Genomic DNA, 22,842 nt, shown 5'->3' with positions numbered 1-22,842 from the left:
AATGCTAATATTTGGAGGAGATATGAAATGAATCACTATAAGAGTATTGTATTAGCGGTAGATGGATCAAAAGAAGCTGAGTACGCATTTTGTAAGTCAATCGATGTTGTAAAACGAAATAAAGATGCTAAATTAAACATTGTAAATGTAATCGAAACCCATTCGTTTGAGGCCTATGATCGCGCAATTTATGAGGAAGCAGAGCAGCGGTCAGAAGAATTGTTAAATGGCTACAGGGAACAAGCTGAGGCTAAGGGGATTGATAAAATAAGAGTACTAATTGAATATGGCTCACCGAAAAATATCATCGCAAATGATATTGCCAAAAAAGTACAAGCAGATTTAATTATCTGCGGGGCTAAAGGACAAAATGCGATTGAACGGTTCTTGATTGGCTCCGTTTCGGAAGCAGTCGTACGTTCAGCGGAATGTGATGTATTAGTAATCCGTACACCTGTATTACATGCAGTTAAATAAGGATAAAATTCAGATTACCTATCGTAAAAGATTTAGTTTTACGATAGGTTTTTTTATATAGCTGTTTTTGCATAGTTTGGTGGGTATCTCCGCAGTTGATATAAATTGCGATAGCAACAATGTGTTTTCAAAAGAAAAATATGCTGGGTTGTTTTCTGCTGGGGACCGTTGCTTTCCGGGGCACGGCTTAAGCTTTCTTACCCCGCTGCTTGCGACTAATTGGTAAAAGTTAATGTTATAATGAAAGCAATCAAAAGGGAATGAGCGGGTGATTTAAAATGAATGGCCAAAAGTTTGGTGATAAATTTCCGGAAAATGATTTAGAGTTTTCCGCATACGATGACAAGTATTTTAAACAGTTTGTTAAGGTCAACCAGGATTGTTACTAAACGGTACATAAATTAAATGATTTAAAACCATATGTTGCAACAGAAGAGATAATTAGAAAATATAAACTAAACAATAAAGGAAATGTTTATTTAGCGTTAAATAATGAACAAATTATGGCATCAGTCACAATTAGTGATGGGGAAATTGATAATCTTATTGTTTCTCCCGAATATCAAGGTAGAGGTTACGGTAAAAAGGCTCTTCATTTTGGAATAAATCAATTGTTAAATCAGGGATACAAAGACATTCGAATATGTTATATGGAGAATAACACTGTCGCAGAAAACTTATATTATTCACTTGGGTTTAAACCTGTTCAAACCACTCATGTTTATAGGGAATTTTTATAATTCTTCGTCTAAAAAATAGTAAAAGGGCAAATTCCTTGGGGTTTGCTGTTTTTTTGTTCAAATTTAACAATGATAATTACTTTTTTTGATGAAGGTAGGAAATTTAAGTTATAATATAACCAATCTTCTAACAAATGGGGTATCTGAAATGAATTCCCGCTGGAAAGAAATCATACAAATTCTTAAGACAGCTACTGAACCTATGACAAGTTCCCAGTTGTCGATTGATTTGCAAGTAAGCTCAAAGACGGTTAGAAATGATATAAAAGAATTAAATTTGCTGTTACATAAAAACAATATGCAGATTGAGTCACATAGAGGTAAAGGTTATAAACTGGAAATTAAGGATGAGAACAGATTTAATCAATTCTTACAACAATACATCCAGGAAGTAAGAAAAATAATACCGGATGAACCTACTGAACGTGTCACGTTTCTAGTTGAAAGGCTATTACTTGAGTCAAATTATGTAAAGATGGAAGATCTAGCTGATGAACTTTATGTTAGTCGCTCTACCTTACAAAGTGATTTAAAGTCCGTTCGTTACATATTTAAGCTTTATGATTTATCGCTAGACCAAAGGCCAAATTACGGTATTAAAATTATCGGCAATGAGGCTCAAATTCGATTTTGTATATCTGAGTATATCTTTAATCAGAGACCTATCTCCATCGCGGAAAACTCTGATTGGATTTCGATCCTTTCCAAAAATGAGTTGAATATAATTAGAAATAGTATTTTAACTCAACTAAGAAAGCATAACATTATTATTTCGGATATTAGCCTGCAAAACTTAATTACTCATCTAGCTATTGCCTGTAAGCGGATACGAGACAATAATCAGGTGGAAATAGCTATAGAAGAGTTAGATGAAATAAAAGAAAATAAGGAATTCGCTGTAGCAAAAGAAATTATGAGGGACATTGAATCAGGTCTTAGTGTTTGTTTTTCTGTAAATGAAGTGTTTTATTTGGCAATTCATTTACAGGGAACAAAGCTGATAAATTCAGATACAGAAAAGGAAAGAATTAAATCAGTTATTGATCAGGAAATAGTTAATCTGGTTAAGGAAATGATTAAAAGAATAGATGAAAAATATCATTTCAACCTATCTGGTGACGATGAATTACTGCTTCATTTATCCTTACATTTAAAACCTGCAATTAGTCGTTATAAATATCAAATGAATATAAGAAATCCAATGCTGAGCGAAATAAAAAAGCAATATCCTGCTTCCTTTGAAGCCGCGTTAATTGGGATCGAAGTGCTAAATGAAAAATATAATATTTTCGTTAATGAACATGAAATTGCGTACATTTCCCTTCATATTGAGGCAGCTCAGGAAAGATTGAGAAAGTCGACTGCTAATATCAATCGGTGTCTGATTGTATGTGCATCTGGGTTAGGTAGTGCTCAATTATTATCATATAAATTAAAAGCTAAATTTGAAGACACCTTGGACATTATTGGAACTACGGAATATTATAACTTAAGTAATTTTCCACTTAATAATATTAGTTTTGTTATTACTACAGTTCCAATTAAAATAGATCTACCTGTTCCTGTGATACATATAGGAACTATACTTGGGGATAACGATGTAAACAAGATTAATAGGATCATATCAACGGATAAGTCCATTATAGATCAATATCTGCATGAGCGTTTCACTTTCTTAAATCAAGATTTTGAAACCCCTGATCAAGTGATTAAATTTTTGGGGAATAAACTGATAAAGGCAGGGACAGCCGGTGATGACTACATTGATTCTGTCATGGAAAGGGAGAGGTACTCACCAACAAGTTTTGGAAATTTAGTAGCTATTCCACATCCTCTCGAACCGAAAACCGATTTTACATTTTGGTCTATTGTAACATTAAATAACCCAATTCAATGGGGTGAAAAGCTTGTTCAAGTTGTTTTTCTTTTAAATGTAAACAAAGCTAAGGAAAATGATTTGAAGGCGATGTTTAGGTCATTGGTGAAGTTGGTTGACAACAGGAATCTTGTACATCAATTGTTGGACTGTAAATCATATCAGCAATTTTTAGATAGGATAGGGAAATTATAGTGAGTACAGGGATTACATTCCTTGTACTTTTTTATTATAAAATTATTCGTTACCATATTGCCGTTGACAACGGAAAAAGCTGCACTATATATGAATGCGCTTACAAGTTAAAATAAATGTCATACAAGTTGTTAGGGTAAAGGAAAGGATGTGATGGAGATGGAATCACTTAAAATAGCTGTTATTGGGGGAGGGTCATCATATACACCAGAGTTAATAGAAGGGATAATAAATGTTCAGGATATACTGAACGTTTCTGAAATTTGGTTGGTGGATATTCCGGAAGGGCAAGAAAAGCTTTCTGTGATTGAAAACCTGTCCAAAAGAATGGTTGAAAAAGCAAAGTGTCCTGTTAAAATCATTGCAACATTAGATCGAAGGGATGCAATCAAAGGTGCTAAGTTTATTGTTACCCAGATTAGAGTAGGTCAATTAAAAATGAGACGGAATGATGAATATATTTCTATTAAAAATGGTGTTATTGGACAGGAAACTACAGGGTCTGGAGGTTTTATGAAGGCATTGCGCACTATTCCTGTCATGCTCGATATCTGCAGGGATATTAAGGAACTTGCTCCGGATGCATGGCTATTAAACTTTACAAATCCTGCTGGTATCATAACTGAGGCTGTTTTAAAACACAGTGATGTTAAAGTGGTAGGCTTATGTAATAATCCGATTAATTTTTATAAAAAGTTTGCTAGGACGTATAACGTCGATATGAAAGATGTAAGCATTAATTTTACTGGAATAAATCATCTCATTTGGATAACGGATTTGTATGTCAAGGGGCGGTCGAAAATTGAAGATATATTAAAAGGTAAATCCGATAGTTATGAGGCAAAAAATATACCTTCATTTGGCTGGGAATCAGAATTTCTTCAGTCCCTAAGAGCTATACCATGCGGTTACCATAAATATTACTATCAAACCAATCAAGTATTAAAGGAACAGTTGAAACAATACAGGGGTAATGAGACACGTGCCGATCAAGTGCAAAAAGTAGAAAAGGAATTATTTGAAATCTATAAAAATCCGAACCTCAATGAGAAACCGGAAGCCCTAGAGCAAAGGGGAGGAGCCTACTATTCAGAAGCTGCAATAAACATAATTAAATCAATACATTTGGATACGAAGGAAATTCATACATTAAATGTTAGAAATAATGGGGCTATTTCCTGTTTACCAAATGACGTAAGTATTGAAGTCAACTGCGTAGTAGAAAGTCATCAAATTACTCCGCTTCAAGTGAAAGAAACCGCTCCTCAAATAAGAGGTCTTATGCAGGTTGTTAAGGCATATGAAGAGTTAACGGTAGAGGCAGCGGTAACTGGTAATAGAGGAACTGCACTGCAAGCACTGACATTACATCCATTAATACCATCGTTTGACAGAGCAAAAAAGATTTTTGATGAAATGCTAGAGGTAAACGAGCAATACCTACCTCTATTTAACTGTTAATAGGAGGTTTTGTATCTATGAAAATTACATTGTTATGTGCTTTAGGAATGAGTACAAGTTTGCTTGTCGAGAAAATGAAAAAGGAGGCAAGTAAAAGAGGTATCGAGGTTGAAATTGAAGCTCATTCGGTTGACAACATCGAAGAACAATTAAAAATAGCGGATGTAATTTTACTTGGGCCGCAAATCCGCTACAAAAAGAATGAGCTGTATTCAAAAGCTAAAGCGGCAAATACTCCAATTGATATAGTTGATATGAAATCTTACGGAATGCTAAATGGAGAAAAAGTGTTGGATCAAGCATTGGAATTAATTTAATAGTTTTTCAAATAAAAGGGGTGGAAGAATAATGAATCATTTTAACGCATTTATGGAACGTTATTTTATGCCGATTGCTGGTAAAATGGCCGAACAGCGTCATTTAAAAGCAATTCGGGATGGGATTATTGCTACAATGCCTTTACTGATCATTGGAAGTATTTTTTTAATCATTTCTTCACCACCGATACCGGCATGGTCTGATTTTATGGCTCCTTTTGCATCGGCTTTAAGCATCCCCGTGAATGCCACTTTTGGACTTATTGGTCTAGTGGCAGTATTTTCAATTGCTTATAGTTTGGCTAGAAGTTATAAAATGGATGGACTATCAGCTGGTGTTCTAAGTTTATCTGCATTTTTTGTTGCAACACCTCTTACTGAAGAGGGCAATATTCCATTAAATTTAATGGGCAGTGAGGGTTTGTTTATTGCTATTGTGTTAGCACTCTTTACGGTGGAAGTATATTATTTCTTTGAAAAAAGAAATATTGTTATTCGGATGCCAGAAAGTGTTCCTCCTTCTGTTTGGCGTGCTTTTTCGGCTCTTATACCAGGTGCTGCTATTATCACGGTTGTTTGGGGCGTAGATCTCATCCTGAAAAGCTCATTTGGCCTATCCTTACACGGTGTAGTGAGTGCGGTGCTGCGTGAACCATTGCAAATGTTTGGCAGCAGTTTGTGGGGAGCTTTAGTTGCTATTTTTCTTATTCATTTGCTATGGTCATTTGGTATCCATGGAATTTCAGTTGTTGCCAGTGTTATGGCACCGATTTGGTACAGTTTAACTGAACAAAATGTAGCGGCCCAACAGGCTGGGGAAGAATTGCCATATATTATAGGGCAGCCGTTCATGGCAATCTGGTGGGCTGTCGGAGGATCAGGTATGGCTTTAGCCTTAACAATTTTGTTTGTTTGGCGTTCTCGTTCAAAACATTTAAAAGGTTTAGGTAGAGGTTCTATATGGTCAAGCGTATTTAATATCAGCGAACCAGTTATATTTGGAGCCCCTATTGTAATGAATCCAATTCTGGTGATTCCATTTATGCTTGCTCCATTAGCTGTTGGGATAATAACATATTTTTCAATGTCAATTGGATTAGTTGGAAAGCCTTATATCATTGTCCCATGGACAACGCCTCCTCCATTTTCTGGGATTCTAACAACAGGTGACTGGCGTGGTGGTGTATTAATGACTTTTAATATATTAGTCGCAATGACTATATATTATCCATTTTTTCGGTTATATGATAAGCAGCTTCTTCAAGAGGAAAAAGCGGATAATTCAGCTGCAGCTTCTAAAGAAGAGTAAGGGGATTTAGAAGTAGTGAAAAAATTTTCATCAAAGATAATTGTAAATGCCGACGATTTTGGTCTTTCACCAGGCGTGACTGCAGGAATACTTTATGCACATCACCATGATATTCTAACTAGTACAACGGCGATGGTTAATACAGAATTTTCGAGGGAAAGTCTGGAAGATGTGAAAAGGTATCCTCGGCTTGGAGTTGGTTTGCACTTTGTTTTGGATGCTGGTCAACCAATATCTTCTTCAGTAAGAAGCCTGACTAACCATACTGGAAACTTTTTAAAAGGAAAAACGCTTATCGAACATGCTAAAAAGGTGGATATTAAAGAGGAACTTAAGGCTCAACTTGATTTACTCTATATGCGGGATATAGATGTGACCCACATTGACAGTCACCATCACATGCACCTACATATACCTTGCGCGATGGAGGCAGTGATTGAAATTGCACAAATTTATGATCTTCCTGTCCGATCATTTACCGAAACAAGGCTACCAGGAGAATTAATTTCTACAGATTTTTTACACTATGATTTTTATGGAAATGAAAGTGTGACGCCCGAATATTTAATGAACATTCTATCCGAATTGCAACCTGGTATAACGGAAATTATGTGCCACCCTGCATTCATGGATCCATGGTTAACGAAAAAAAGCAGCTATAATTATACCAGAACCAAAGAGTTAGAAATTCTTGTAAACAACAAGATTAAAAACTGGATAAAAAAACATTCTATTGATCTAATCCATTATGGGGGAATAGCAAATGAACATTGAAAATTTGTCAATGAAACTTATTTTGCATGCGGGAAATGCAAAAGGATATTTACACGGGGCATTGAGGGATGCAAGGAACGCAGAATTTGATCAAATTGATTTGAAAGTAAAACAAGCAGCAAATGAACTATTAGAGGCTCATAATATACAAACCAAGTTAATTCAGGAGGATGCTAAAAATGATTTAACAAGCTTGCCAGTAATTTTGGTCCATGCACAGGATCATTTGATGACTGTCATGTCAGAAAAGGATTTAATTGAAGAGATGATTGAAATGTATAGAAAGCAACATAAAATGAATGTGAAGTTGGATGAGTTAATAGACAAAGCTAAATTAAAGTAGCCATCATGAAAATTATAATCCTATCATAATAAACGGGGAGTGTTTTTGTGAAGTTAGGTAAAATTTTTATTTTAGTAGTCGTTTTAATGTTGTTTATGGCATCTTCGTTTGCAACTACTAGTGTAGAGGGAAAAAGCAGTAATAAAGGTAATGCAAAGGTAACACCTGGCATCGAGGTATTATTGAACAATAAATTGGAATGGGTGAAGGGTAAAAGGGTCGGATTAATAACTAATCCTACAGGGGTTAACAGCAATTTGGAAAGCAGCATTGATTTATTGTATAACCATCCAGACGTTAATTTGACTGCATTATTTGGACCGGAGCATGGTATTCGGGGAGATCAAGAGGCTGGGGAATATGTAGAATCGTATATTGATGAGAAAACTGGGTTGCCTGTATATAGTTTATATGGACCAACATGGAAACCTACAGAAGAAATGCTGAAGAATGTTGATGTGTTGCTATTTGACATCCAGGATATTGGTTCAAATGTTTATACGTATGTTTACACCTTAGGTTTTGCTATGGAGGCAGCTGCAGAATTTGATAAAGAACTAATTGTATTGGATAGACCTAATCCAATTGGTGGAACAAAGGTGGAGGGACCGGTACGCTCTGAAGATGCAGTCAGTTTCATGGGAAGGTTTCTACTCCCGGTTAGACATGGAATGACCGTTGGTGAATTGGCAACTATGTGGAATCATGAATATAGCATGGGTGTGGATTTGAAAGTTGTTAAAATGAAAGGATGGAAAAGAAATATGCATTTTGAAGACACTGGTCTTCCATGGGTAATGACTTCCCCTAACATTCCGACTATGGAAACGGCTTATTTATATGCGGGTACTGAGTTATTGGACGATACTTCTCTGACTACAGGACTCGGGACTACCAGGCCGTTTGAACTGGTTGGTGCGCCTTGGATTGATGGTGAAGCTTTAGCAGAGGAAATGAACAAACGGGATATACCAGGAGTGAATTTTAGGTCAGCTTATTTCACCCCCATGTTTGGTAAATATAAGGGAGAACTGGTCGGAGGAGTACAGGTGCATATGGATGATCCATCACAGATTGATTTAGTTGCACTAGGATTACATTTAGTCGATGCGATGCGCGATCAGAATCCGGAACAGTTTGAAATGACCCCAAGTTACACCAATCTGATTGGTGACCATGGAGTTCCAAACATGATTATGAATGATGAACCAGTTGAACTGATTATGGAGTCATGGAAGGATGAATTAGATACATGGGTTACGGAAGTGCGAAACCAATATCTATTATACAATCCTTATCCGAGTGGAGCACAGCCGTATAAAGAAAAGGGTTCGCTAGGGATTTTACCGTTAGATTTAACGGCTGCACCTGGTGAAAGTGTTGATTTAACTGTCCGAGGGTATGATAAAGATGGTGAAAAACTTAAAATTGACCCGTCAAAAATTGAATGGTCCGTTTCAGATGATATCGGGTATGTTGGAAATGGCATTTTTCACGCAATGAATGCAGGGCAAGGTAAAGTAGTAGCTACTTATGGTGATTATACTGCTAGTCGAGATGTTGAAGTGTCCGCCACTCAAGTGGAAAATATCCGATATGGGATACATGAGGCCTATTCGAGAATTGTATTTGATTTGAATAAAACGGTAAATAATTTTGAGATAGAAGAAAAAGTTGATAAATTATTGCTGAAAATACCTTACGGAGAAATTGGTGGAGAATTAAATGATCAAGGTGGTTCTGTTATTATCAATAATAGTCCAGTCATATCTAGCATAGATTATCATTATCAAAATGATATGTTTATCGCTACATTTAATTTAAAAGCAGATACGATAGACTATGCTACACCTGAATTTTCTTCAAGAATAGTTGTGGATTTAAAGCACTAAAAAAGGTCTTAATATAAAAGGCATATTAAATAATAACTTTTTTCGTAAAAGGTAAGAAACCCATGTCTGAATCTGAGCATCGGCAGCAGCGTTGATAATGGAAATTTCAATCTCCAAAAAACCTTCGATACCTTCAAATAGGATCGAAGGTTTTGACAATCATTAGTCCACCGTGAATTTCTCGGCAGTCCAGTTACCATGGTCCCAGGCATTGTCATTACCGGCATCAATCACGACTAATTTTAGTTGTTTATTACCCGCAATGTCCAAGTCAATTTTCTTGGAAGGGGTATTAGTATGCAAATGCCACTTTCATAAACCCGCTCTAACCATACTATAAAAGCAATTGATCCACCACCAATCTCCTGGTCGACTCCTACAAACTACTGAAAATGTGTATAACCTTTGCCTTCTAAGTCGTATATAATCTCGAAGTTTGCATGTGTTCTAAATCCTTTATCATAGGTTACCACCCGAGATCCACGGATTTGTACTCATTTTGGTCTAAGAGGGAGAGGTTTAAAAAGAATGTGTAATTAGGGAAATACTTTGATAATGGGCCTGTTAACGGTAAAATATTAAAGTGAATGAAAGATTGACTCGGACTTACTTATGGACTGATCTACTAATAATATAGGGGGGTACACGTAATGCGTTCTGAAAAAGAAATGATGGATTTAGTTTTGAAAGTTGCCAAGGAAGATAATCGGGTTAGGGCTGTTGGAATGAATGGTTCTAGAACAAATTCGAATGCTCCTAAAGACTCTTTCAGGGATTATGACATTGTTTATCTTGTTACAGATATGCGGTCTTTTATAGACGATCCCAATTGGATAAATGTATTCGGAGAACGATTAATCATGCAAACGCCTGAAAACATGTCTATGTTCCCACCCGAGTTGGGTGGAAGGTTTTCTTATCTCATGTTGTTCACGGATGGAAACAGAATTGACTTGATACTTGCACCAATAGAGGAAAAGGAGCAATATTGCTGCGAGGATGGACTGACAATTGTATTACTAGACAAGGATGGTAATCTTCCTTCTCTACCTCCTCCCACGGACAAAGGATATTGGGTGAAAAAGCCTTCCGCGGAATTTTTTGCTGACTGTTGCAATGAATTCTGGTGGGTATCGACATATGTAGCCAAGGGGTTATGGAGACAAGAAATTCTTTATGCCTTAGATCATCTGAATCTGGTAAGGTCCATGCTGATTAAAATGATTGAATGGAAGGTTGGCATAGATACCGATTTTTCACTCAGTATAGGAAAGAATGGGAAGTATCTAAAGCGTTATGTTGATGAACAAACATGGCAACAACTTATGTTGACCTACCCCAGCGGAAATTACGATCACGTTTGGGATGCCCTATTTATTACAACCGGTTTATTCGAACAAACTGCAATTGAAGTTGCTAATGAACTAGAATATTCCTATCTTTATGAAGAAGCAAAAAACGTAAAACAGTATCTTAAACACGTCCAAACATTACAGTCAAACGGTGGGACGCAGGGACAGGTTCACTGTCCCTGCGAACACAATGGAATAGACGGTCTCCCAAATGAATCAAAGGGTGAGCGAAATGATTGATATTAGAAGAGCCTCTGCAGAGCATGTTGCAGGTATTTCCAAAGTTTGTTCAGAAGGTTGCATAGACACTTACAAAGGTATCAGAAGTCACGAAAATATAATAAGGAATAATCAAACATTTTATAATCATGATCGTATATGTCGTGAATTAACTGAAACAGAGGGATGGGACGGTTATGTTGTAGCGCTTGAGAACGGTGTGGTAGTTGGGGCAATTGGAGGTGGGATGACAGATCTTCACAAAAGTGAAATCTATGTTCTGTATTTGGATCCAAACCGCCGCGGGGAAGGTATTGGCACCCAACTTTTATGTTACTTGACAAATATTCAAATTCAAAAGGGTTCAAACGAACAATGGGTATCCGTACAAAAAGGAAATGATAAAGGAATTCCTTTTTATGAGGCTAGGGGCTTTACAAAGGATTCCGCGAAGTTGGCTTATTCCAACGTCCCCGGTGAAGATTATGTTTCCTTAAGAATGGTAAGAGAAATTTGATCATTCTAATATGAATAGGAGCAGAGGATCATCCATATTAGTCCGACATAGATAATCCTCCGCTCTTAGTAAAAAATGGGGGCTATTATTCTCCTTCTTCTGGTGCCTTTTCAAATAAAGCTTCCGGAATCATTTCAAAGCCTTCAATAACCGTGTTCTCTTCCACTTCCATCATTAAAAAACGCTTCCCGTTGAAATGGACTTGACGTACATGTCTTAGGTCTTGTGGGCTAATGGAAATATTCGCTATTTTCGTCTCTATTTTTATCGATTTTGATGTATATTTCGGTACAATGTTGTTTGCTTTAAACGAATAATTTTCATCATCAATCACCGTTTTAAATGCGGACTCCACCTTTTCCGTATTGACATCTTCTATTCCGCTGCTTGTTAAAACTTTTTCCACATCTTTGTAGTCTAATTTTGGTGAATCTTCCTCTTCGCTTTCTTCCACGACCCGTTGAATTTCGTCGTATACATTCGAGAGTTTGGATGTATTAATTGTTTGATCACCAGCTACGTTTTTTACAATTTCTTCAAAAACTAATTTATCCTGTGCAGCTGTCATGATTTCTTCTGCATTTAAAACTTCTTCTATAAAATGATAATTCAATTCATTCTTCTTTCCAGCGGAATAAAGAACATGGTTGACATCCGCAGCATTATCCGTGATAGAAGGAAACAGAAATCCCGATATGGGTGCTTTTAGATTAATAATTGGATCCACAACAATATTATACTTAAATTCCTTTTCAACATAGTCAAACAGTAATTCTTTTTTTGGATCCTGCGTTTTGTTCATACTGCATAAAATAAAGGGATGGGAATATACGGTGTCCCGCTTACTTTCTTCCGCATCTTCACTCTGACGTTTCATCGGTTTCATATATTCTCCCCGAATAAAGGTTACGACAATATCCATTTCATATTGTTTATCCTTCAGCAATTTCTCTACGAGGTGAAGCATCTGACTTTTCCATTCCTCTGTATCGTTACTTAACAGGCCTTGATGAAGAATGAGCTGACTGTTATTTTCTACGTCACGCTGAAACTTTAATTCAAATAACTTTTCATCCAATTGGCCGGATAGTACTTTTTTAAAATTGTCCATAAATAACTCTTTTTGTTCCTGTTCCAGCATTTCAAATGGTAAGCTCTGGTGATGATAAATATCGCTAGATTCTTTCATGATGTACACATTAAAAATTTCATGTATTTTCAATAAATCATTATCCACTTTGAATTGTTTACGGATAGTTGCTATGTCTTTTTTGTCCAATGTTGTTTCACTCCTGTGTTGATAGTATTATCTTATTCTATCATAGTGGGCTGCTGTCTTTCTGCAGTTCGGATTTAAGTTTTTCAACGTGTGGGTTAAATTTTTCAGGCTGTTATTTTATATGAATACATCATGTATAATGGATTAAATATATTTCAAATATTATAATAAGTGTTAAAACGTATACCATAAGCAGATGGATTGGAGCTGGTTTTAAAATGGAATACTATAGTTTTCCACATGGGTTCTGGAAAGAATTTATGATAATAATGGGAGTAGTTGTTTTCCTTGTGGTCGTAATTCCTGCCATTCTTCGCCATAGAATAGGGGCGGATAAAAAGAAGTGGTTTTCAAATACCCACATCAATGAATTTCATAAAAAAGGTGATTGGGCATTACGTATGTGTTTAGTGGTTTCTATGATAGCGGGATTAATCATGTTCCCAGCTGAACCGCTCATCATCCTGTTTATATCGACTTTCTTCGCGATAAGTCAACTCGTATTTCAAGCGTATGTTGAGTGGAGGTTTTCAGAGAATCAAAAGAATTATAAGGTTTCCCTGGCTGAGGTTGCGTTAACTTTCGTTGCCTTAATGGGGGTATTATTGTGGCTTAACGCTGCATAGCGTTTTATGAAGATTTCACTGTTGGCTTGTGTACGCATTATAAATAAATCACTTTAGGGAGTATGTGATGCTTAAGAATATCAAAAGTACAATTCTTCCAGACCTTATGATACAATCATGTTAATTAAATTTTCGCCATTAGCCTTACCAGGGTTGAAATATCCTTAAGAAAGAGCGAGGAAATTGAATATAAAATTGGATCTAAAAACAATTCAAGAAATGTGCGGCACTGTCTCCTTCAAAAGAGGGGACTCTTTTTATCGTGCTAATAAAGTAACCATTATAAATTACACTTCCGATCGTTGTGAGGCAACCGTTGAAGGAAAGGGAGAATTCCATGTTATCCTTGAAAAGGATGACAAAGGCTTTCACACGAACTGCGACTGTCCAACACTTCCTTCGTTTAAAAACGACTGTCAGCATATTGCTGCCGTTTTATTGGCGATTTATGATCATCAGCGTCAAGGGGCAATTCCAAATGAGCAATCTACCGCTTCAACAAACCAAGCTTTAACGGAAGGTTTATTAACCATTTTTAAAAATAGTCCTAACCGGACAAGCGGCCATCAGCTACACTTTGAGAATCGGCAAATCCTTCATTTAACCTTTACCTGTAAACACGTGCAGGCAGGTACGGGACAAGATATGATTGGAATTGAAGTGAATATTGGGAAAATCACAATAAAGAATATCTGGGATTTCCTACAGCAGGTGAAAAAAGGTAATTCCAGTCTATTATCCTATTCATTCAGATATGATCCAGCGCTCCATTGTTTTCAAATAGAAACGGATGCTATTCTTAAGCAGCTCATCCAAGTGGCTGATGATGAAAGAATGCAAGCTGACACATCATCAGATCACGATAATTCTGTTTTACTTATCCCTCCTTCTTCATGGGATGGACTGCTGCCTTTACTGGCAAAGGCGTCATTGGTGAAACTGGCATATGGCGGAGATACCTTCGAAAATTTCCAAGTGTCGGATGAACGGCTTCCTCTACAATTTGAATTTGCGGAATCCCATGGCACAAAAGACTACCAACTGGAGATTAAAGGATTAAATCAGATGGTTGTATTGGATTCGTATAAGATGGTTCTAACTGATGGTAAACTGATTCAGATGAACGATGAGGAAAGCGAGCGTCTTTCGGATTTGAAACAAATGCTTGATGTTTCAGGGACGAATCAAATTCCTATCCCACGCGGGCAAATGAATTATTTTATGGAAAAGGTATTTCCAGGTTTAAGGAAATTGGGGGATATCCATTTATCTAGATGTATAGCCGAACAGTTTAAGAAAAAGACCTTAACTGCCAAGCTATATTTGGATCGGGTGAAAGACCGCCTGCTTGCTGGTCTGGAATTTCATTATGAGAATAATGTAATAAACCCATTGGAAAGTCGTGATATCAAGAACGATTTCCTTATTAGAGATGTGGAAAAAGAGAACAAAATACTAAAACTAATGGATGATAGCTTGTTTGCCAAAACTGACAGCGGATATTTTTTGCATAATGAAGCGCTAGAGTATGCGTTTCTGTATCATGTCGTTCCGAAGCTTCAAGAACTTGTACGAATATATGCAACAACTGCGGTAAGAAACCGTATTGTCAGAGGGAAAGCTCATCCAAAAATTAGGGTGAAGGTAAAAAAGGAACGGACGAACTGGCTGGAATTCAAATTTGAAATGGATATTCCAGAAAAACAAATTCGCGAGCTTCTATTGGCTTTGGAGGAAAAACGGAAGTATTATCGATTGCGAAATGGCACACTTCTATCACTGGAGACAAGAGAATTTCAAGAAATTCAACGTTTTCTACATGCAGTTCCTGCCCAAGATGAAGATTTGGAAAAGGGAATATATGTACCAATTGTCCAAGGGCTTAGGCTGCTTGATTCTGTTGATAATCGTAGTACCTTTACGATAGAAGAATCGTTCCGGGAGTTTTTAGGTAAAATTAAAAATCCAGAAGAGATGGCATTCGAAGTGCCGAAGAATTTAGTGAACATATTACGGGACTATCAAAAACATGGCTACAGATGGATGAAAACTGTTGCCAGTTATGGGTTTGGAGGGGTACTCGCAGATGATATGGGACTGGGGAAGACGCTGCAAAGCATAGCGTACATTCAGTCAGAACTGCCTGTTATCCGGAGAAAAAAACTTCCGGTTCTTATTGTTTGTCCATCATCATTAACGTATAACTGGCAAAGTGAAATCACAAAGTTTGCCCCAGGAATACAAGCGGTTGCTGTTGATGGTAATAAAATCGAGCGGTCCAAATTACAGAAATATGCAATGGATATGGATGTTGTCATTACTTCCTATCCTTTGTTGCGCACTGACATCCAATGGTATAAAAAGGAGACCTTTCACACCGCATTTTTTGATGAGGCACAGGCATTTAAAAACCCTGCTACACAGACCGCGAAAGCAGTGAAAAAAATACAAGCAGATCACCGATTTGGTCTTACCGGTACACCGATAGAAAATTCGTTGGAAGAGCTTTGGTCCATATTTCATGTTGTTTTCCCAGAGCTTTTCCTCGGATTAAAGGAATATAGTAATCTTACCAGGAAGAAAATTGCCAGGAGGGTCCGCCCTTTTTTGCTGCGGAGGTTAAAAAAGGATGTACTTGCAGAACTGCCGGGAAAGATGGAGTCTATGGAATCAATGGATTTGCTTCCTGAACAGAAAAAGTTATATGCTGCCTATTTAGCAAAACTAAGGCATGAAACGTTAAGGCACCTGGATAAGGATACACTCCGAAAAAATCGTATCAAGATCCTTGCTGGCTTGACTCGTTTACGACAGATTTGTTGTCACCCAGCCTTGTTTGTCGATGGTTATAAAGGGAGTTCCGCTAAATTTGAACAATTGAAGCGGATTATCGAAGAATCAAGACTTGCCGGGAGAAGGGTGTTGATTTTTTCGCAATTTACGAAAATGCTTGGGTTAATTGGCAAGGAACTGTCTATTCAAGGGCTTCCTTTTTTCTACCTTGACGGACAAACTCCATCTAAGGAACGGATGGAAATATGCAATCGATTTAATGATGGCGAACGGGATGTATTCCTTGTTTCCTTGAAAGCAGGCGGGACAGGCCTTAATCTGACAGGTGCCGATACAGTTATCCTTTATGACCTATGGTGGAATCCAGCAGTGGAAGAGCAAGCTGCAGACCGTGCTCACCGGATTGGTCAAAAAAACGTTGTACAGGTCATCAAGCTTTTTGCTAAAGGTACTATTGAAGAGAAAATGAATGAACTTCAAGAGAAAAAGAAGCATCTGATAGAAGAAATCGTGGACCCGGGGGAAGAGGGGTCATCTAAACTTACTGAAGAAGATATCCGGGAAATTTTGATGGTATAAAGATAGGTGGGGTGTATGTATGCTATGTAATTGGATAACATGCTCATCGGCTATAAAAAAATTTGTTTTTCATCTTCTGAATGAGATTAAAGAACTTATAAAGGAAGACCTAATTGGTTTCTACATACACGGTTCTTTAGCAATGGGTGGCTTTAACCCGGGCAGAAGTGATATTGATATTTTGGTTGTTACGAGCAATCCAATAACTGTGGAAACTAAAAGGAAATTAGCACAATTATTTCTAACTATTTCTTCCAAGCCGTATCCAGTGGAAATAAGTTTTTTGAATGAAACACAATTAAGAAGTTGGAAACATCCCAGCCCATTCGATTTTCATTATAGTGAATGTTGGAGAAGACGTTATGAAGATGATTTGGCAAAGGGTAAATATCAATATTTAAACGAAAAGATTAAGACTGATGCTGATTTAGCTGCACATATAATGATAACCACTAATCGGGGAGTTTGTTTAGAAGGGAAACCTATTATTGAAGTGTTTCCGTTGATTCCCCGTTCACATTATCTATCATCCATTATGGGGGATTTTCAAGATTGCCTGGAAAATATAGAGGTGGATCCAATATACAGCATATTAAATTTAATAAGGGTATATTGGTTTCTAAAAGAAGGTATTATTTCTTCAAAGCAAGAAGCTGGCAACTGGGGGTTATCGTCATTGCCCAAGGGGTTGTGCTTTACCATTCAGAAAGTGGTTGATCGTTATTCGGGGGTGGGAGAAATTTCTTATTTTGAGAAGGATGAACTATTATCAGTAAGAAATTATCTGGCAACTAATGTGCAGGAATTATTAATAAGAGTTCAATAAACTTACAATTTATAGAAAGAAACAGGCGGATTTTATTTCCACCTGTTTGTTCATTTTTAAATAATTATTAAGAACGCTTTTGTTTCTTTCTTGAAGAATCAGCCTTTTTAATCCTGCATTTTAAACAGTTCTATCCTTCAAATAAGATACTTCATTCCCTTTCCTTTTCTCTTACATTACAAAAAAGTGTTTAATATTGTCGAATTTTGAAGTATAATTAGACTATTCGTCGTTTTCTTGTTTGCAAGAATCGGTGTTAATAGTTTCTATGAACCAAATACATAGTAACCAAAAATGATAACGTTTTCGTTACAGAAAAGGAAAGGTGTATATGTCAACAGAAACAACTTCAGAAGACAGGACATTAGAAAGGGGTCTGAAAAACCGTCATATTCAACTGATTGCGATTGGCGGAGCAATTGGAACTGGCCTATTTCTAGGCGCGGGAAAATCTATTCATCTAGCTGGCCCCTCCATAATGCTTGTCTACCTCATCATTGGTATTGCGCTCTTTTTTATGATGCGTGCATTGGGAGAATTATTGCTATATAAGTCGGATGCTGGTTCTTTCGCAGAATTCGCAGAAACGTTTATCGGCCCCTGGGCAGGTTTTATTACAGGCTGGACCTACTGGTTTTGCTGGATTGCAACAGGGATCGCTGAAATTACGGCAGTTGGTGTTTACGTGAAGTATTGGATGCCGGAAGTTCCGCAATGGATTCCAGCTCTTGCCTGTGTACTCATTTTATTTCTCATAAATATGACGACGGTCAAGGCGTTTGGAGAAATTGAATTTTGGTTTGCGCTTATCAAAATCATTGCAATCATTGCATTGATTATTATTGGAATTGTTTTAGTATTTATGGGCTTTAAAGGAAATGGTGCAGAGGCGTCTTTTTCTAACCTATGGACATATGGAGGCTTCTTTCCAAATGGAGTTTCAGGGTTTATTCTTTCCTTCCAAATGGCTGTCTTTTCATTTGTAGGGATTGAACTTGTTGGTATTACAGCTGCGGAAACAATGGATCCAAAAAAGACGATTCCAAGAGCGATTAACAACATTCCCGTTCGTATTTTAGTTTTTTATATTGGCGCGTTATTGGTAATCATGTCAATTTATCCATGGAACGGTATAAATCCTGCTGAAAGTCCGTTTGTAAAAGTCTTTGCTTTAATTGGCATTCCAGTGGCAGCTGGTATTATTAATTTTGTTGTAACAACAGCGGCGGCGTCATCTTGTAACAGTGGTATTTTTAGTACCAGCCGGATGACGTATAACCTTGCAAATGATGGAAAGGCACCAAAGCAAATGAAAAAGTTGAACAGTCGAAACATCCCTGCACCAGCACTCATTTTTTCAACGCTTGTGCTACTGGTTGGTGTATTGCTTAATTATCTTTTGCCAGACCAGGTTTTTACGTTAGTAACGAGTATTGCGACCATTTGCTTTATTTGGGTCTGGGGTGTCATCTTATTTTCACATATCAAGTTCCGTAAAATGATGCCAGAAGAGGCAAAAAGAAATCCTTTTAAAATGCCGTTAGCCCCCTTTGTAAACTGGGTGGTGCTTGCTTTCTTCGCTTTCGTTATTGTTGTATTAGGCTTTGCAGCAGATACACGTATTGCGCTTTTTGTCACTCCGGTTTGGTTTCTTATTCTAGTCATTGCCTATCTGATGATCAGAAAAAAGCAGGGCAGGCCAATAGAAGAATAAATTAAAAATGAGCCAGTCCCTTAATCTTTAGGGATTGGCTTTTAAAATAGGAATTGCGCATGGCTTCAAAACGGTTGACTTTTCCTCTTGATGTCAATAGTATAGAGGTATCAAAAATCGGAAGGGTGTAACAAGTACATGATTTATTAATCCTATTTTCAAGAAAAAACATTCGTTTTATATTAAGAAATGGTTGACTGAATGGGATTAATCTATACTTTTTGCATCAAAGATGGATGAGTAAAGCTTCTAGCTAATCCTATTCAGAATTACAGTTCTTTTAACGAAAATTTTTCTGAATAGGATTAGTAATGTACGGTATGGACAATGGAAATTGATCAAATTTCTTTTAGCAGCATGCCAGCATTGCCTCCTGTTCAGAAAAATGAATAGGGGGTTTTTTAGGCTTGTTTATTCTTGGTCATCATTATACAATGTATAGAACAGGCGTTCTTGTTTGAAGGTGGGAACAAAACCTTAAATTTTATAAATAGTTCTGGAGGACAATATGAATTCTAAGATTAATTCAAAAGCTATTATGATCACGTTCATGATTGGTGCGTTTTTTGCAATTTTAAATGAGACACTACTTAACATAGCATTGACTGAGCTTATGCAGGTGTTTCATGTTGATGCCCCGACAGTTCAATGGATGGCCACTGGCTTTATGCTTGTAATGGGTGTGTTAATGCCAATTTCTGCATTCTTAATTCAGTGGTTTACAACACGGCAGATGTTTATCGGTGTTATGACTGTATTTTTAATCGGGACAACAATCGCAGCTTGTGCAATCAATTTTCCGATGCTGCTAATAGGTCGAATGATTCAGGCAGTCGGGACTGGATTATTAATACCTGTTATCATGAATGCATTGCTTTTACTTTATCCTCCTGAGGTTCGCGGGAGAATTATGGGAACATTTGGGTTGGTGATCATGTTTGCACCAGCTATCGGCCCAACCTTATCAGGGGTAATTGTCGATGTGTTAGGCTGGCGCTGGTTATTTATCACCGTCATTCCGTTCGCGGCGTTTTCTATTCTTTTTGCGTTCAAGTATCTGCAGAATGTTGGTGAGGTGACACGCCCGAAAATAGATGTTTTGTCAATCATTCTATCTTCCATTGGTATTGCTGGAATTATCTATGGGTTTAGCAGTGCGGGGGAAGATCCGGAAGGGTTTCGTTCAATCACAATTATTTCGATTATCGCGATCAGTCTGTTGAGCCTGCTCTTATTTGTATTGCGCCAATTGAAGTTAGAAGAGCCATTACTGGATGTCCGTGTGTTTAAGTACAAAAGCTATGCACGGGGTGTAATCCTCTTTGTTCTTGTCATTATGGCAATGTTCGCCTCTGAAATTGTCATGCCGATGTATTTGCAGGGACCACTTGGATATAGTGCGAAGGTAGCCGGCTTATTGCTTTTACCTGGGGCATTATTGAACGGTTTGATGTCACCAGTAATGGGTACCTTATTTGATAAATTTGGTCCGAGGAAATTAATCATTCCTGGCACGGTTGTGTTGGTTGGTGTATTGCTGTTCTTTAGCAATATTAATCCTTCCGTTCCAATCTGGTCGTTCGTGCTCGTATATATTGTGTTGATGCTGTCCATTTCAGCAATCATGATGCCTGCTCAAACAAATGCGTTAAATGAGTTGCCCAAAAATCTGTATCCACATGGCACGGCTGTCGCGAACACTTTACAGCCGATTGCCGGCGCACTTGGGGTGTCTATATTTGTCAGTATTATGAGTCAGGGCAGGAGCGCTTTCATTGAGGGGCAATCCGGTCCAGTAACCGAGCAGATAATGAATGATGCAATGACGAACGGCGTACACCATGCCTATTGGTTTGCGTTAGCGTTGGGTATAATTGCTGTCTTTATTTCTTTATTCATCAAAAAAGCAGTAGCACCTGATTTTGATGAAAACTAATGAAATCAAAAAGGAGCATTTCCCTAGAAATGCTCCTCAGGCTGTCGAGAAACCCTCGACAGCCTGATTTTTTTCTTTTCGCTTTACCAGTTCACCGCATTAATTTGGTATAATAGAGGTAACAAGAAAAGGCGGTGACGGACTTGTTCCATACGAGGAAAAACACACAGAATGAAGTAGAATTTGTTTCCATTGAGGATTTAGTTCCTCAAAATCATCTTCTAAGAAAAATTGATAAATATATTGATTTCACTTTCATTTTAGATAAGGTAAGACCTTATTATTGTGAGGATAACGGACGTCCATCCTTAGATCCCCTTGTGTTATTTAAAATGATGTTTATTGGTTATTTCTTTGGCATTCGTTCGGAACGGCAATTGGAACGAGAAATACAAGTGAATATTGCTTATCGTTGGTTTTTGGGCTTGAAAATTTCTGATCCAGTTCCTCACCATTCCACTATTAGCTGGAATCGCCGTACTCGTTTTAAAGATACTGATGTCTTCCAAGAAATGTTTGATGAAACTGTACACCTTGCAATGAATCACCGGATGGTTGGTGGAAGGGTATTGTTTACGGATTCAACACATTTAAAAGCTAACGCAAATAAACATAAGTTCACAAAAGAAACCGTTGAGATAGAGACGCGTGAGTACATAGAAGAATTAGATCAAGCCATCGAAGATGATCGGCAAGCTCACGAAAAAAGCCTTTAAAGAATCGTGAAGAAATGAAGAAAACAAAGAATATTCGAAAAAGTAAAACAGACCCCGATAGTGGTTTTATGTCGCGTGATCAAAAACAGGAAATGTTTTGTTACCTTGACCATCGTACAACAGACATGAAATTTAATATTATTACCGACGCATTCGTTACACCAGGCAATGTTCACGATTCGGTTCCCTATCTTAAGCGAATAGATCGGCAAGTAGAACGGTTCGGCTTTATCGTTGAGGCGGTTGGATTGGACTCAGGCTACCTTACGGTCCCCATTTGTAAAGGCCTTTCCGACCGAAATATATTTGGCGTTATTGCTCATCGAAGGTACCACCCTACACAAGGTCTATTTCCAAAATGGAAATTCAAATACCAAGAAAAACAAGATGTTTATATTTGTCCCAATGGTGAAACGCTACCTTATTCTACTACTAATCGAGAAGGTTATCGAGAGTATAAATCAAATCCCAAAAAATGTGTGACGTGCCCTCTACTGGACCAATGTACACGGTCAAAAAATCACCAAAAAACCGTGACACGTCATGTGTGGGAAGAGCATAAAGAAAAGGTACGGTTAAACCGCCTATCGACTTCAGGAAAAATGCTTTATAAATTTAGAAAAGAAAAAGTAGAGCGAAGTTTTGCAGACTCGAAAGAACTGCATGGGCTTCGCTACTGCAGGTTGAGGGGATTGCACAACGCTGGTGAGCAAGTGTTACTCACCGCAGCGTGCCAGAACATGAAAAAGATTGCCACACACTTAGCCAAGCTTGGCTAAGTGTGTGGGAGTCTATTTTCATATAATATTTCATTAATAAAACTCGCTTTTTTCACATTAAAAAGCTTGTAGAGAAAAAAATACCCTAGTTTCTCTACAAGCTGAGGAGCATTTCCCTAGAA

Annotated in this window: 17 protein-coding genes and 2 pseudogenes; 17 read left to right on the top strand and 2 right to left on the bottom strand. The window is 37.5% G+C overall.

The annotated features are described in order from the left end of the window. Positions 1 to 27 precede the first annotated feature (27 nt). From CFK37_RS17780 to CFK37_RS17740, 9 genes and pseudogenes are all read left to right on the top strand, one after another. The gene (locus tag CFK37_RS17780) at positions 28 to 477 is read left to right on the top strand and encodes a universal stress protein (protein WP_089063136.1); all 450 of its coding nucleotides are present in this window, start codon (positions 28 to 30) and stop codon (positions 475 to 477) included. A gap of 431 nt (positions 478 to 908) precedes the next feature. Further along, positions 909 to 1,217: pseudogene (locus CFK37_RS20730) on the top strand (GNAT family N-acetyltransferase); the annotation flags it as partial. A 148-nt stretch (positions 1,218 to 1,365) separates the two neighbouring features. Further along, entirely contained in the window at positions 1,366 to 3,288 is a 1,923-nt protein-coding gene (locus tag CFK37_RS17770) for a BglG family transcription antiterminator (RefSeq protein ID WP_172840528.1), read from the top strand. 153 nt (positions 3,289 to 3,441) lie between these two features. Further along, positions 3,442 to 4,749 (top strand): 6-phospho-beta-glucosidase, encoded by a 1,308-nt coding sequence (locus CFK37_RS17765; protein ID WP_425445349.1) that lies wholly within the window; start codon positions 3,442 to 3,444, stop codon positions 4,747 to 4,749. A 17-nt stretch (positions 4,750 to 4,766) separates the two neighbouring features. Continuing rightward, positions 4,767 to 5,066: a PTS sugar transporter subunit IIB gene (locus tag CFK37_RS17760; RefSeq protein ID WP_089063132.1), complete on the top strand. Its 300-nt coding sequence runs from the start codon at positions 4,767 to 4,769 to the stop codon at positions 5,064 to 5,066. 31 nt (positions 5,067 to 5,097) lie between these two features. Beyond that, the gene (gene celB, locus CFK37_RS17755) at positions 5,098 to 6,375 is read left to right on the top strand and encodes a PTS cellobiose transporter subunit IIC (RefSeq protein ID WP_089063131.1); all 1,278 of its coding nucleotides are present in this window, start codon (positions 5,098 to 5,100) and stop codon (positions 6,373 to 6,375) included. A gap of 15 nt (positions 6,376 to 6,390) precedes the next feature. Next, complete coding sequence (locus CFK37_RS17750) at positions 6,391 to 7,149, top strand: ChbG/HpnK family deacetylase (protein WP_089063130.1); 759 nt, start codon at positions 6,391 to 6,393, stop codon at positions 7,147 to 7,149. Beyond that, positions 7,139 to 7,492 (top strand): PTS lactose/cellobiose transporter subunit IIA, encoded by a 354-nt coding sequence (locus CFK37_RS17745; RefSeq protein ID WP_089063129.1) that lies wholly within the window; start codon positions 7,139 to 7,141, stop codon positions 7,490 to 7,492. Before CFK37_RS17750 ends, CFK37_RS17745 begins: the two co-directional genes overlap by 11 nt. Positions 7,493 to 7,539: 47 nt before the next feature. After that, positions 7,540 to 9,384, top strand: a complete 1,845-nt coding sequence (locus CFK37_RS17740) for an exo-beta-N-acetylmuramidase NamZ family protein (RefSeq protein WP_245837252.1) — start codon at positions 7,540 to 7,542, stop codon at positions 9,382 to 9,384. A gap of 162 nt (positions 9,385 to 9,546) precedes the next feature. On the opposite strand, the gene CFK37_RS20575 is transcribed toward CFK37_RS17740, so the two are convergent. Then, on the bottom strand, positions 9,547 to 9,687 hold the full coding sequence (locus CFK37_RS20575) for an NPCBM/NEW2 domain-containing protein (RefSeq protein WP_089063128.1): 141 nt from the start codon (positions 9,685 to 9,687) through the stop codon (positions 9,547 to 9,549). Between the two features lie 347 nt (positions 9,688 to 10,034). On the opposite strand from CFK37_RS20575, the pseudogene CFK37_RS17725 reads away from it, so the two are divergent. Next, positions 10,035 to 10,859 (top strand): annotated as a pseudogene (locus tag CFK37_RS17725) (aminoglycoside 6-adenylyltransferase); the annotation flags it as partial. A gap of 109 nt (positions 10,860 to 10,968) precedes the next feature. Beyond that, positions 10,969 to 11,472: a GNAT family N-acetyltransferase gene (locus CFK37_RS17720; RefSeq protein ID WP_089063125.1), complete on the top strand. Its 504-nt coding sequence runs from the start codon at positions 10,969 to 10,971 to the stop codon at positions 11,470 to 11,472. An 85-nt stretch (positions 11,473 to 11,557) separates the two neighbouring features. On the opposite strand, the gene CFK37_RS17715 is transcribed toward CFK37_RS17720, so the two are convergent. Continuing rightward, the gene (locus tag CFK37_RS17715; RefSeq protein ID WP_089063124.1) at positions 11,558 to 12,751 is read right to left on the bottom strand and encodes a DUF4317 domain-containing protein; all 1,194 of its coding nucleotides are present in this window, start codon (positions 12,749 to 12,751) and stop codon (positions 11,558 to 11,560) included. A gap of 218 nt (positions 12,752 to 12,969) precedes the next feature. Between CFK37_RS17715 and CFK37_RS17710 the strand changes: the two genes are divergently transcribed. The 6 genes from CFK37_RS17710 to CFK37_RS17685 all read left to right on the top strand — a co-directional run bounded on the left by CFK37_RS17710 (position 12,970) and on the right by CFK37_RS17685 (position 22,720). Further along, on the top strand, positions 12,970 to 13,377 hold the full coding sequence (locus CFK37_RS17710; protein WP_089063123.1) for a DUF4181 domain-containing protein: 408 nt from the start codon (positions 12,970 to 12,972) through the stop codon (positions 13,375 to 13,377). 183 nt (positions 13,378 to 13,560) lie between these two features. Beyond that, a complete protein-coding gene (locus CFK37_RS17705) occupies positions 13,561 to 16,749 on the top strand; it encodes a DEAD/DEAH box helicase (protein ID WP_089063122.1) in 3,189 nt (1,062 codons plus the stop codon). Positions 16,750 to 16,768: 19 nt separating this feature from the next. Then, positions 16,769 to 17,575 carry an aminoglycoside adenylyltransferase domain-containing protein gene (locus tag CFK37_RS17700; RefSeq protein WP_089063121.1) on the top strand — a complete coding sequence of 269 codons (807 nt, stop codon included), beginning with the start codon at positions 16,769 to 16,771 and terminating at the stop codon, positions 17,573 to 17,575. A 331-nt stretch (positions 17,576 to 17,906) separates the two neighbouring features. After that, a complete protein-coding gene (locus CFK37_RS17695; protein WP_089063120.1) occupies positions 17,907 to 19,289 on the top strand; it encodes an amino acid permease in 1,383 nt (460 codons plus the stop codon). 508 nt (positions 19,290 to 19,797) lie between these two features. Beyond that, positions 19,798 to 21,225: an MDR family MFS transporter gene (locus CFK37_RS17690; RefSeq protein WP_089063119.1), complete on the top strand. Its 1,428-nt coding sequence runs from the start codon at positions 19,798 to 19,800 to the stop codon at positions 21,223 to 21,225. Positions 21,226 to 21,368: 143 nt separating this feature from the next. Continuing rightward, positions 21,369 to 22,720 (top strand): IS1182 family transposase gene (locus CFK37_RS17685; protein WP_089063118.1). Its coding sequence is split into 2 segments (ribosomal slippage): positions 21,369 to 21,927 and positions 21,927 to 22,720, totalling 1,353 coding nucleotides; the frame shifts between segments, so codons are not numbered across the junction. Positions 22,721 to 22,842 lie beyond the last annotated feature (122 nt).

Source organism: Virgibacillus phasianinus, assembly GCF_002216775.1.
In the GTDB taxonomy this organism is placed as follows: Bacteria; Bacillota; Bacilli; order Bacillales; family Amphibacillaceae; genus Virgibacillus_F; species Virgibacillus_F phasianinus.
This window is presented reverse-complemented; position numbering and strand designations above follow the sequence as displayed.